This window comes from Streptococcus oralis (genome assembly GCF_001588645.1).
Lineage (GTDB): Bacteria > Bacillota > Bacilli > Lactobacillales > Streptococcaceae > Streptococcus > Streptococcus oralis_AB.
Map to the genome: position 1 here is coordinate 1 of NZ_LAYF01000016.1, position 12,962 is coordinate 12,962.

Consider the following 12,962-nt stretch of genomic DNA (forward strand, 5'->3'; position numbering starts at 1 on the left):
TCCCTACTGCAAACCAGGAAACATGTTTTGACCCAGGACACTATCTGTCCGGTGCATCTCTTTCCCTGTGGCTGCCATCAAGGCGATATCTGTCTCCAGCAAGGTCGCGTAGGTCTTCACCAGCGAGTGGAGCTCATTGAATTGTTCCTGATACAAGTCCAATCCTTTCGATGTAGCTGTCGTATTAAAACTTGGTTTCCCAACTCCTGCCATGCTAGCCTTGGCCTTGGATAGACTACCGATGTGTGAGTTAAACAGAACCTCGGATAATTGAATCGTTCCATACATGACCTTTCCCCTCCTTCTAATGTAATAGCTTCTCGATGAAATTTCCCAGATTGTTAATCTGACTTTGACACCAGCCAATAATACCATTTTCTTCATTCTTTTGGTTCTCTAACCTAGTGATTTCATCACAGATGGCGTCATAGAAGGTATCCATCTCTGTTTGGAAACTCGTGTAGTCACTGGAGAAGGTTTCCCACTGTTTGGTGAAGGCATCTTTTTGTTTGCCTTGCCAATCCGGCTGGATATTGCGGTGGTTGATAGGATACCTAATATCATGAACCTTTTTTTGAATTTCCCCTACAGACTTCTTGGCCGTGCGAAGACGCTCCAATTTTTCATCGATAGTCGTAATCCGTGATTGCGCAGAGGAGATGCTGGCAGAGTGGGCATTCACCTGTCTTTGCAGAGAATCGATTTGCATATAATCAACTTCTCCCATCTCTTAACCTCCCAATCCATTTACATCGTTCAATTCGGCTACATTTCCTTTAGGAATCTCTGTCTGGTCTATAACCGCAGCAATATTTTCCAACATGAGGTCATTATCCTCATCACTATAGCCCTCTTGAACAACCTTAAAAATATCTTCGTCATTGAAGTAGATAAGGCTATCGCCTACCATCCCTTCAGGATAGAGGCAAGCACCGTAGTCAAAGCGATAAATATTCCCTTTGACAGGCGCCGCGATGACCCGTGCAATGATCATCATCTTCTTTGTATTTCCTTTTAGTATAATGATACTGCCGAGTGGCAACATGGTCGTTTCTTTCATCGTATCCCTTTCTAAATTTCTAATAATTGAACAAATTCATAACGATCTGGATAAAGAATGTATCCTTGATTAGGCTTCAGTGCCGGTTCATTCATGATATAAGGGTAGCGAGTATGATCTTGATCGCTAATACGTACACCAAGGAAGACTTGCTCTACTAACTGATTAACTAGTTTGACAAAATTATCGTATTGATTGGTTACTAGATCCTGATAAGCACCAGCAAATACTAAAGTCACTCCATAGCGAGAACCTTCCGTAAGAAGTTCTTTGAAGTCTACTTCGTTCATCCCTGCTGCCATAGCTGTCGCCGCAATATCAGGGATCAGAATTAACCATTTTGGATAGTCCTGACTTGGCGTAGCCACCCGTTTCTTAAAGTCTTCTAATATCGTCTTCATCACATTATCGACTTCTAAAGAAGTATCGAAACGTTGGATGCCATCAAAAAGTTGGTTGCTGATACGCTGACTAGGATCTAAGATAAGCGTATTATACTTACCTGACATACGTTCCAAATGATACTCTAATAATTTATAGTAATTCGTTACAAAAGCAGGACTGTCTGAGGCTATAAGCATAGGTCGCTCGAAACTAAAGGATGCTGGAACAACAGCCTCTCTTTCAAGTCCCAAGATAAAGTCTTGACTGCTTTCTAAGATTTCTGCCATCCCTTCTTTGGTTACCTTTTCTGGTAACATTGGGATACCTGCAGGAAGTGGACCATCGTATGCCACAGCCATTGCTTCTTGTTCCGCACGAACTTCCTTTATGTAGTCCGTATAATGTTCACTGCTGTATGGCAACATCACTTGGAATTGGACGATATCATCAAATTTAGCTATGGCACGGCCTTTGATTTCATCGAGTGGAATATTTGAACGTCCTACTACACTTGATAAATCACTGTTATCAAATAAGAAGAGCGAAATCTTAGTCTTAAAGTTGGATTGCAACTGTAAACGCATCGCATTGAGACGGGAAAGTGTCACAACTAGATAGATTCCTAGAGAAGCACCATCGCGAGCAATGACATTTAAAGTATCATAAAAGGCATCTACAAATGGGGCATCCATCACACTATCAAAACCATCTATCTCGATGAAAATAGTTGGAAAACTCTCATTTGACAACTGATTGTATTGCCTTAGATTTGTAGCTCTTGCTCTCGAAAGAGCACTTTTCCGAGTTTTTATCTCTCTATTCAAGAATCGAAGAGATTTCATGATTTTCTCAGTTTCATCCAAGGTGAAATAATCTGCAACATGAGGAAAATCAGAAATAGAGATCAAGCCACTAGTACCAAAGTCATAGAGATAGAAATGGACCTGGTCTGGTGTGTGCTTACGGATCACGTCCATCGCAAAGTTCTGTAGAAAAGTGGACTTACCGAATCCCGGACTAGAAACTAATAAAATATGCCCTCTTTGTTCCATATTGAAATAAAGTGGAGATTGTTCCTGCCTTTCAGGAATATCTTGATACCCAACCAAAATAGGTTGTAAGGCCTCTGAACGTCCCCAATAATCCCTGAAGTTAGTCGATTGTGTATCTTTAGCATATATCTTTTCTTCGAGTGGTGGTAACCAAGGGCTGGCCACCTGATGAATACGAAGACCGTCAAAGACTTCACGAGCTTTTTCTACAATAGCGTCCAATTCTGTTGGAACAGCCTTTGCTTCTTTTTTATTGACTAAACCACTCAAATCTTTATTAATGGCATTGTATTGACCATTACTTGTAATCTCATATACAGTTGTATTTTTTTGAACATGGTTTCGTCCTTCTGGATTGTAGTCCGCACCCGACCACGCGCTTTGGAATAGCTCATAGATTTCATTGTTTCCAACTTGAAGATAGGCTCTACCTGTCTGGGTAATTTCTGCGGCATCAGGTGTTTTGATTACTTCTCTAGAATCCGCAACATCCTGTACTTTCAAAGCTATTTTAAACTTCGAGTTCGACCAAATTTGATCATTGACAACTCCACTAGGTTTTTGGGTGGCTAAAATTAATTTAACTCCCAATGAACGACCAATACGAGCCGTAGAAACCAATTCATCCATGAAATCAGGTTGATTCGCCTTCAACTCTGCAAACTCATCACTAATGATTAATAGATGTGGTAATGGTTCTTTAACCTTCCCTTCTTTGAAAAGTTTCATGTACTGGTTGATATGATTAACGTCGTTTTCTGCAAAAATACGCTGACGTTTCTTCAGTTCAGCTTTGATAGATACCAGAGCTCGATTAGCCTGGTTGCCGTCCAAGTTTGTAATCGTACCAACGACGTGAGGTAGGTCTGCAAAGAGATTAGCCATCCCTCCACCTTTATAGTCTATCAAGAGGAAAGCAACCTCATACGGATGGTAGTTCACAGCCAAAGATAGAATGTAGGACTGAATAAGCTCTGACTTCCCTGATCCCGTAGTACCAGCAATCAATCCATGAGGCCCATGCGCCTTCTCATGAATGTTTAGATAAAGAATATCATCCCTACCTCGAACTCCTAGAGGAACAGCCATTGTTTGGAAAGTTTCATTATCCTGCCATCGTTTTAAAAGATCCAGTTCCTCTACCTTATTGACTCCATACATCTCTAAGAAGGTAATACTATTCGGAATCGAATTACGCAAAGTCTGAACATGATGAATACCCGCAAGATTTCTCGCAAAATTTTCCTTTTCCGATAAACTTACAGGAGGAAGAGGCGTAATTTCTTTATTTGTATAATTGCCATCCTGAAGTAATACGGTACCTTTTTTATCTCCTCGATAGTCAACAACTGTCTTAACGTGTTCTGGTAAACTTTCAAGTACCTCTTCTACGAAAACGTAATGAATCCCTAAATGGGATAAATCTTCATTGATGTACTCCATAATGTTGTGATCCAACATCAGGCTTAAATCTGTAATAAAGAGAATATAATGAGGGCTATATTGCTTTTCCTTTCCTTTGTCCTGCTCACTATCTAATTTTCTATCTTTAATAATTTGATAGAGTGACGTCAATAGTTGATCTCGAGTACGTTGATTGTAAACAAAACCACGGCTATTTAGTGCTTTAATTTTCGTATGAGGTAACCAACGACTCCAATCCCACAACTCCAACTCTTCCTCTCGAAAAATTGGAATAAACTGTAGATCATGATAACTTTGGAAAGTCGCTAATTGCATCATCATCTGTTGAACTTGTTCAATCACTATTTGTCGTGTTCCGATATAACCCATAGGATTTGTTAATGTATGAGTAATTGGTACCTGCTTGGTCACACGATAGTAAGAAAGTAGTTCTTGAATTTTTTGATTAGCAGCTGCATTGTATTTTGTCAACTCAGAATCTGAATACTCAATAGAGAAACTAGAATTAACTTCCCCCAATCCTAAGCGATAAGACAAGAAATCGAAGTGATAGAGCGTTTTCTCATAAATTCGTCGATCTATTTTTTCTACCATTTCCAAAATACGAACTGTATCAGGAAAATGATAAACCAGAGCATCAACTTGTTCATCACGTAAGTCAGCCAGCTGTGAATATTTGGTTTCCAAATATTCCATATAGTCAACAATTTTCTGTTCTTGAAGTTCCTTATGTGATTTTTTATCAGAAAAATAAGTATGAATGGAAGTCCCAATAGTAATGACAGACATCCCCATCATCATAAACATCATTCCACCACTACGTGTAAAGTAAACGGTCAGTATCGTAAAGACAATCATCGCCAAAGGGGTAATAATCAGTCTTAGTAACGATTGTTTGTGACCTTCATCATCTGTTGGTGCCGAAGCAATCGTTACTTTATCCTCGGGTTCTCTTAGAATAATCCGTGGAGAGCGATGAAATTCTTTTGAACGGTCTTCGACCATTACTTCAGAAAAAGGCAGTAAGCTCGTCTCAATAGAAAATAGTGAATGAATCGATAAGATTTGTTTTTGAACGGATAAACCTAGACCTTGTTCAAAAACGATTTGATCCATATCTTGAATAGTTTGCTTTCCTGTTTTTCTTTCACCGTTAATATAAAATGGACTAACACTGTAAATCGTCTTATTTGTCCCATCAAAGGTCAAAATGATTTCTATAGGAAAATCAACTAAGCGAATAGACGCTTCTTTCTTATCTGATAAATAAAGTATTTTCTCAGGAAGAAGGTAATGCTCTGTGTTTTCAATAATCAATAAGGAAACATTTATATTTTCAGCTATAGAAACCAAATGATACCCATAAGAATAAGTCTCCCCGAGTAGTTCAACTCCATTTTCCTTGACTTCCAGCACCACATTCTCAAAAATAGGAAGATAGATATTAGAATCTACAGAAGACCCCAGTTGATAGGTTTTTCCTGCATAGAGTGGATAAACATTGCCTTCAAAAAATAAATAATTCATAGACCACTCCTATCTTGACTCTGCTGAAGTTGAAGTTGAAGCTGAAGTTGATGTCGAAGTCGTATTCGACTTGTTCGTCTCAGGTGTTAGGTAGTTTTTCTTCAACTCTTCCAATTTACTCTTATAATTATTTAGTTGCTCCGTACGTTGTTCTGATGTGAGGTTAGGATTTCTCTGAACTTCATCAACCTTTTTAGTCAGACCGTACATTAATAATTGTGGATCATCTAAGTAACTCGCAATATCTATAGCTTCATCAATTTTCGACTGGCCAATTAAGACCCAGTAACGAAGATAGTCTGTACTTGATTGAGTTGATATTTTGGATAGTTCTGTCTTTTGCGCTTCAGTTAAAGGTTCTGTTTTGATGACCGAAAAAGCTACCATATAAGCATCATCTTGACTAAGTGATTTAGAGTCTGTATTTTTAACAGTAGATACAACCGATGAATAATCTTGGTGTACAAAAGCCAAACGTAAATCCGAAATCATTTGTTGATTAGGCATAGCGAACAATGCAAAGTAAAGCACTCCAACAATTGACAGCACTCCAACAAGTGATGCAATAATAGTAGTCCACTTCAATCGCGAAACAAGTTTGTTAGGAACACGTGAAAATTTTTCTTTATTTTGTTCCTGTTCTTCTAGGTATTTTTCTAGTAGTAAGGCTAAGATTGCATCCAAATCTTCAGCCTTCATGATGGTCTCACAAAACAGTTTTCCCTTATAGAATGGCGACTGCCCCTCCACTAATTTTTCATAACTTACCTTTTTATCTAGTAGAGATACTATCATGGCTTTAAAGTTAACGGTAAACGCTTCTAGGTTTAATGCATCATAGGGAGGCACTTGCCCTTTAACACCACGAAAAATGAATAGGGGATTCCCATTTCGTGAAAATACTAGATTACTAGGTGATAACTCATAAGTATAAATTGAATCCTTCAGCAAGTTAAATAATTGACCAACATTAATCAGATGACGTAACTTTTCTTCATCAATCATCGTAGTCAGCTTATCCCAAGAATAATATTCATCTGTCAAAAGACTTTCAATCGTTAATTTACCTTCTTCCTCAATGACATTTTGATTCACAAAATAAGCTTGTGTTGCTGTTAATAGAGCATAAGCTATTTCTCGATTTCCCTTGATATCTCCAACTACTAATTCCATTTTTTGAACGTCCATACCTGACTCCCTTACTATATTCTTTCCAATTTTAATAAAACTCCGTCTTTCACTAATGCTAGACTGCTCGTACTAGCAAGAATTTCTCCAGACTGTTGATTTCTTACACTTGGATTCATTACCTTAACCCCTATACCATAAGTATCTGAGACGATTTGTAGTAATTCTTTAATCGTTAACTCAGTAGGAACTCTTAAATCTAATATTTTAGATAAAAAAGGCGAACAATCCAGACTAATATTAATGTACTCTTCCATAGAACCCTCCTAAATCTATTGTGTTATGCCTATTATATCACGCAGAACATGAATATTGAAGAACTTTTTATTTATAAAAAGGGAGATACATTTGTATCTCCCTTTATGTATTTTTCTATCGATTTTATTGTTTAGCTGTATGTAACTTTTTATAAAAGAGCGAGTAAATTGTGACAATCATCCCTAGTATAAACAATAAAATTGCGGTCCAAGAAACAGGAGACTTTACGTTTTTAAGTGAAACAGTCTTTTTATCACTGTGATTGATTTGAATCTGACTGGTAAATAAAGCAGACTGATACTCATTAACGATATTCTCCGTTTCCATTTTAGTGATAAATAAGTTTGTTTTAACTAATTGATACTTTTCGTTATCCAATTTTTTAGTTGTATCAACTAATTTATAGGTCTCAGGATGAAATAACTTTGTCAAGTTACTCTCCTGTTCAAAGTACTGAATCTCCGTTTTCTTGGTATTTTTATCTAAAGATGTATCTATTTGCAAAGATCCATCATTTGCAAAGACAACACTTCCTCTTGTAAAAATTAAAAACAATAGAAAGATAAAGACAATGGTTTTTTTCATATTACTTGCTATCCTTAACTTGGCGATACAAGAAAGTATTTCCAAGTCCCAAAGCAATTGTGAGAACAACAATTACCATTACTGACTGAACAACTCCATTTTGCTGATTAATGAATAATTTCACTGCCCCTTCAAGATATGTCAATGGAGAAAGAGCTGTTAAAATAGGAGCCGAATTCACATAATATTCATCAAACAATTGAGTTGCTGAAATGATATAAAGCAGTAGTAGACTTATACTTATCAAGAATCCAAGACTTTTTAGTTTATCCATAAGGATATTCAGACCATATGTCATCATTAGACTTACCAAGACAAGAAGTACTACAAACCAACTCAACTGACTTACAGAGAAAGCAAGTTTAACTCCAGAAACAATCGCAATTATAGAACCTGCTGCTACTGAAATCACACTTAGGAAGAACATTGGGCCAGAAGAATTTCTCCATGACAAACGATCCTTCAAACTGATTAATCTTTGCAATTCTTCTTTATCTGCATGTTGGAAAAGATAAGCAACAACCAAGCTAACAAGATAGCTGACTAAGATAATAAGAAGTCCTGATCTTTCGTCTTGACGATTAGTCTGTGACGGTGAATTGGTCGCAGCTGATACGACATTCCCAATTTTCGAAGCATCAACAGGATTCGACAAATATTCATAGACAGCTTCATTTTTGGTGTTACCTGTTTTAGTATTGCTCAAAACAGTAGAAAAGTTTTTAAGAAATTCTTCGTTTGAACCATATTCACTAGACATGATTTTCTTCAACTCAGAAACGCGTTCACTTAATGATTTTCCGTCTCTTTCCAATGTATTAACATCATTTGTCAACTGAGTCATAGTAGCTTGTATCGTCTCAGAAACAGCTTGGTTTGCTTTTGTATTGTCCATCAACGTTTTACTAGCTGACATCAGTGTATCTAGGTCCCTGTTCATATACATACTAACTGTAACCATATTAGTATTATCTACTTTTTCTGTTACAACAAAACTAGGCTTACCTTCGATCGTTTTATCCACTAATTTGGTTTGTTCAATTAACTTACTTAACTGAGTCATTAAATCTTTGGTTGTTGTTCTCAGCTGATCAATATTAGATGTCAATTTTTTAGTATTAGCTAATCGAGACTGAATATCCGCCAATTTTTTATCAGAAATCTTCAAATCTGATTTTAGAGCTTCTACTGTGGTTGCTTTGATTAGATTGGTCACAATGGTCTTGAGGTCATCATTATTTGCTAAGGAAGCAAGAGAACCTTCTGCTGGAACAAACGTAGTATCTGTGTACGTGTTTTTAGATAAATCTAAGCCGTAAAACGCAGTAACAAGTCCTGATAACTGTAGATACGCCTCAACATCTTTATAAATCGCTTGAGTTAACTTAGTAGGATTGTACTCCCAGTTAGAAATAATGTCTTGCATCTCATAATGACGATTCAAAACTTTTTTTTCTGTTTGATTTATCTTAGTAGTCGTGATGGTCTTCGTAATTGTGATAATTTCTGTTGGTTTCTGCCCATCAGACGTAGAGGAACTTGACGTTACAGAAGTAGCTGGACTAACAGGCGCAGAATGAACTGTCTCATTCTCTATTTTATCTTTTTCTACATAAGGGGCATCTTCCTTTATAACTTTTACATCTTCTGTCGTATCTAATTGATACTTAACAAGCACAGGTGATAAGACATTGAGATCATTTTCATTCTTGATTCCTAGTGTGTATGAAATAGTCATACCTGGAGATGCTTCACTAGGGATAGATACCTGATAACTCCCTCCTCCAAGATCAGAAAATCCATAGTTTGATTCTTTAAGATAGTATCCGCTTGGTACTGTTAACGTTAATTTTGAAATTTTTCCTTCAAATGAAGGCAATGTTAGATCACGTTTTGTTGTGCTCTTAGATTTAATGTCATTCTTCAACTGAGAGAACTCTTCATTTTCAAGTGTTGTAGCTTGCAAAGTTGGCAAATCTTTCCCTGTCTTCTTACTATACCACTGTATAAAAGCACTTATATTTTTCAAATGTTGTTTATCAGTATCTGACAAAGAAAGATTATTTATAGCTGCATCATCGTAGTATACACTTGGCCATTTACTAGTAATTTGATTTTGCATACTAGTATTTAACGACTGAATATAACTTCCAAGAGTTTTATTAGCTCCATCTACCGCTGAGGAGTTTTTAGCCAAGGAAGACTCTACTGCTTCTCTAATCTTTGTATCATAATTCGATAAGGTATCATCAATTTCCTTATTATTCTTCTTCAAGCTTTCGAGAAGTTTTGTGATATCTTGATTATAGGAAGAAGCCGTATCAGTAGTTTCTTTCCAAATAGCTGGCTCTGATAAATTCTCAGTAACTTGAGTGTTTATAGCAGTTAATCGAGTTAATTGTTCCTTAACTGATAATTTAGAAAATTCTGTATCATAGTTGGCCAAAGACTTTTCTCTTTTTTCCAAGGAATTATCCCATTTTTTTTGTTGCTCATCTATTTCTTTTATTGGTCCCTCATATGTCTTATTGACAGAATCAATTGATTTAAAGGCATCATTTGTATTTAACAGGGTCTTGTTAAATGACAAATACGATGATAAAAGATTATTCGGTGATGAACCTAAACCATTAAACTGTTGACTATATTGAGCAAGAGGATCCACTAACTTATTATTAAAGGACGTTAGTGACTCATGTTCATTTGTAACCACATCAGCAACCTGGCCTTGTGCTGTTTTCAAATTCCCAATAATACTAGTGAAATAAATATTAATCAAGTCCTTATTAAAGAGCTCTTTGAAAGCTACTACTGCTTGTTCAGCCTGTTTAACAGTCAGTTGATCACTTGATTGAATTTGATATTGAAACTTCGCCTGAACAGGAGAAGTTGATTCGATCGCTAAAGCTTCTTCTGAAAATTTACTTGGCAAGATTATCATCAACTGATAAGTCTCATTTTTTAGACCGTTTTCAGCGATTGACCGAGAAACAACTTCTACTTTGTAATTATTTTTAGCTATGAACGAGTTTACTAAAGTATTCGCAATGTTAATCGGTTGTCCATTATATACCTTACCTGTATCTTCATTAACAACAGCCACTTTAATAGGGGCTTGTTGCACTGAGGAATCTGAGTTCGTTCGGCTGATAGGTGTTGGTTTTACAACTGCAAAGAAAGATACTATCATTGTAACTAATAACAGTGCTATCCCTAAGCTAAATAAAACTTTCTTGTTCACATGATCTCCTTAAATAAATGTAGTAAAAAAGTTGAGGAGAAATCCTCAACTTTATCCTTAACTATTTTGAATACCAAAGTTCTTAGATAAAGCTTGGTCATTTTGTTTCATTGCTTCAGCAGTCTTATCAAGTTGTGTATTGATTTGTTGCATCAAATCCGCAAAATTTACAACCTTCGGTTTCAATTCAAGGAATTGTCTCTCGAAACCTTGGAAGGCGGCACCTTCCCACTCTGTACGAAGAGTGTCTTGTAGGCGTTGAAGATTGTTCAAGATAACTCTGATATCATTAGCAGCTTTTCCATATTCACGCGCACGTGATTGAAGGGTTTCTGTGGATACACGAATTTGGTCTGACATATTCTTACTCCTATGTTCTTTTTTTTTATCTTATTTTAACATTATTCAAATGCTAACGCAAGTATTATATCAAATAATTAAAAAAAATAATATTTTAGCAATAATTAGTTTGATGATATAAAGTATCAAAAAATCAACGTCCTACTCAATACGTATGAAACGAAAATCATACTAATCAATGCAGAAGTCTATTCCCTCCATTTATTTTTCAGATAGTAAGCTCTGGACTTTCTCAGAAATCTTGACCAGATCCTCCACCCGTTTGGCAAACCCGGTCGAAACTGTTCCAGTACTATTGTCTCCTGCTTGAGGACCTCAGCCATGCTGTGGGTGGCCGTGTTAAGAATAACCGTGTTAACGTAAAGAAAAAGGAGACTACCTGTTTGATAAAAACTGGGTGGAAACCCAGTTTTCTTAGTTTTCTTGGACTAGAAGGTCATATGGAAAGTACTCTAGGTCTTTCAAGCGCTCGTCGTAGATTCCTTTGATCTTGCAGGTTGCAGCGGTGTCAAAACTCCAGTAGCCTACATAAGTATCTTTGGTATAGTTGTTATACCATGGAGCATCTGAGTGGCTATAGTACCAGAAGCCCTGCGCCTTGGCTACACTCTCATAAGTATCCTCAATCATATTTTGATACTCTAAAATCGAATGGAAAGGGACTATCTTATCATGAAATAGATAAACCATGTAGTATTCAATCAAGCCATCTGTGTGGTCCATCTGCTCATAAATAGCCTTCAAATCATCCAAAAACTCTTCCTTGCGCTCACTATAAAGAACTCCTAATGCAAAGACATCAACCGCACGATAAAAGGAGACTCCCTCGGAGACGACTTCTTTTAAATTGGAGAGGATCCCTTGATAATAAGGAAAGAGTTCCTGAACATCCTTCCCTAGAGAGTAGCCAACTCTTAATAAATCTTCATAATTAATAACCATAGATCTAAAATGGTGCTCGTAATACTCTGGATTTATATCAGGAAATTCAGTTATTTTTCTCTGTAATGTTTTAGAATACCATACAAAATTTTCTTGGAAATATTCCTCTGTTTGAATTCTATCTCTTAACATGTATTCACTCCTTTTCTATGGGCGGATAATATTCGCCTTCTTATCGAGATTATTTATCATAATGTTGCCATTCTTCCTAACCTTCACTAACTGATAGCCAACATCTCCGTGCTTCATCGCTCTATCAATTTCATCATACGTTCCTTTACCGACCGCATCTTTCAAGCGATCTCCTATCCACTCACGGCTCATCTGCTTGATTTTCGGATCCTTCAAATAACTCAAGCGAGCGCTACCATACTTAGCCTCTGCGATGATATAGGGTGGGTGGCCGTTAGGGTTGTGGTAGACGCCATCAATCCCCAAGTGGATGGCTCCGTCTATTTCTGTAGTCATGTCCAGACTGATGCGCTCACAATCCAGCTGACGATAGATTTCGTCCGTACTCATCTCGCCGTAGTTCCCTTTACGCATATTACTGATCAGCTCAATAGTGCCGTCATCAACCTCTGATATGATCCCTCTTTGCTTGAGGACCTCAGCCATGCTGTGGATGTCCGTGTTAAAAACAACATCCCCCTCTTTCATCGCCTTCATCCACTCATCTTTAGTCACGTATAGAGCATTTCTTGAACGGAGTCTAGAAAGACTTGCATTTTCTACATTCTTCGCTTTAGAAGCCAGATTGTCCAGGCTCTTTCCTAGACCTGTATCTCCCAATTTCACGGTTGTTTTCTCAATTGTAGAGAATGCGTGTACATTGACCGAACCAACAGGCGCTACCTGCCTCGTTCGGATAGTCGGTACTTCCAAAGTAAACTGCTTGGCTCGCTCCAGTCCTTCTTGGGTTGCCCTGCTTAGATTTAGA

Annotated in this window: 10 protein-coding genes and 1 pseudogene; all 11 read right to left on the minus strand. The window is 37.2% G+C overall.

Annotated features, from left to right (window positions below; genetic code table 11):
- Positions 1-3 precede the first annotated feature (3 nt).
- A complete protein-coding gene (locus A0739_RS08920; RefSeq protein WP_061587741.1) occupies positions 4-288 on the minus strand; it encodes a TIGR04197 family type VII secretion effector in 285 nt (94 codons plus the stop codon).
- A 16-nt stretch (positions 289-304) separates the two neighbouring features.
- A complete protein-coding gene (locus A0739_RS08925) occupies positions 305-727 on the minus strand; it encodes a YwqH-like family protein (protein WP_061587742.1) in 423 nt (140 codons plus the stop codon).
- 3 nt (positions 728-730) lie between these two features.
- The gene (locus tag A0739_RS08930; RefSeq protein ID WP_061587743.1) at positions 731-1,060 is read right to left on the minus strand and encodes a DUF4176 domain-containing protein; all 330 of its coding nucleotides are present in this window, start codon (positions 1,058-1,060) and stop codon (positions 731-733) included.
- 11 nt (positions 1,061-1,071) lie between these two features.
- Positions 1,072-5,448: a type VII secretion protein EssC gene (essC, locus tag A0739_RS08935; protein ID WP_061587744.1), complete on the minus strand. Its 4,377-nt coding sequence runs from the start codon at positions 5,446-5,448 to the stop codon at positions 1,072-1,074.
- 9 nt (positions 5,449-5,457) lie between these two features.
- A complete protein-coding gene (essB, locus tag A0739_RS08940; RefSeq protein ID WP_061587745.1) occupies positions 5,458-6,636 on the minus strand; it encodes a type VII secretion protein EssB in 1,179 nt (392 codons plus the stop codon).
- A gap of 14 nt (positions 6,637-6,650) precedes the next feature.
- The gene (locus A0739_RS08945) at positions 6,651-6,893 is read right to left on the minus strand and encodes a type VII secretion protein (protein ID WP_044020224.1); all 243 of its coding nucleotides are present in this window, start codon (positions 6,891-6,893) and stop codon (positions 6,651-6,653) included.
- A 124-nt stretch (positions 6,894-7,017) separates the two neighbouring features.
- Entirely contained in the window at positions 7,018-7,479 is a 462-nt protein-coding gene (gene essA, locus A0739_RS08950; RefSeq protein ID WP_061587746.1) for a type VII secretion protein EssA, read from the minus strand.
- Between the two features lies 1 nt (position 7,480).
- A complete protein-coding gene (gene esaA / locus A0739_RS08955; protein ID WP_061587747.1) occupies positions 7,481-10,720 on the minus strand; it encodes a type VII secretion protein EsaA in 3,240 nt (1,079 codons plus the stop codon).
- A gap of 57 nt (positions 10,721-10,777) precedes the next feature.
- On the minus strand, positions 10,778-11,080 hold the full coding sequence (locus A0739_RS08960; RefSeq protein WP_042769153.1) for a WXG100 family type VII secretion target: 303 nt from the start codon (positions 11,078-11,080) through the stop codon (positions 10,778-10,780).
- Positions 11,081-11,494: 414 nt separating this feature from the next.
- Positions 11,495-12,154 carry a PoNe immunity protein domain-containing protein gene (locus tag A0739_RS08965; RefSeq protein ID WP_061587748.1) on the minus strand — a complete coding sequence of 220 codons (660 nt, stop codon included), beginning with the start codon at positions 12,152-12,154 and terminating at the stop codon, positions 11,495-11,497.
- A 15-nt stretch (positions 12,155-12,169) separates the two neighbouring features.
- Positions 12,170-12,962, minus strand: a pseudogene (locus A0739_RS10675) (hypothetical protein); the annotation flags it as partial.

Bases quoted from the DNA above. Each gene is read 5' to 3' on its own strand.
- essA (WP_061587746.1), bottom strand. From the start codon at position 7,479: ATGAAAAAAACCATTGTCTTTATCTTTCTATTGTTTTTAATTTTTACA.
- essC (WP_061587744.1), bottom strand. From the start codon at position 5,448: ATGAATTATTTATTTTTTGAAGGCAATGTTTATCCACTCTATGCAGGA.
- A0739_RS08920 (WP_061587741.1), bottom strand. From the start codon at position 288: ATGTATGGAACGATTCAATTATCCGAGGTTCTGTTTAACTCACACATC.
- essB (WP_061587745.1), bottom strand. From the start codon at position 6,636: ATGGACGTTCAAAAAATGGAATTAGTAGTTGGAGATATCAAGGGAAAT.
- A0739_RS08930 (WP_061587743.1), bottom strand. From the start codon at position 1,060: ATGAAAGAAACGACCATGTTGCCACTCGGCAGTATCATTATACTAAAA.
- A0739_RS08945 (WP_044020224.1), bottom strand. From the start codon at position 6,893: ATGGAAGAGTACATTAATATTAGTCTGGATTGTTCGCCTTTTTTATCT.
- A0739_RS08965 (WP_061587748.1), bottom strand. From the start codon at position 12,154: ATGTTAAGAGATAGAATTCAAACAGAGGAATATTTCCAAGAAAATTTT.
- A0739_RS08925 (WP_061587742.1), bottom strand. From the start codon at position 727: ATGGGAGAAGTTGATTATATGCAAATCGATTCTCTGCAAAGACAGGTG.
- A0739_RS08960 (WP_042769153.1), bottom strand. From the start codon at position 11,080: ATGTCAGACCAAATTCGTGTATCCACAGAAACCCTTCAATCACGTGCG.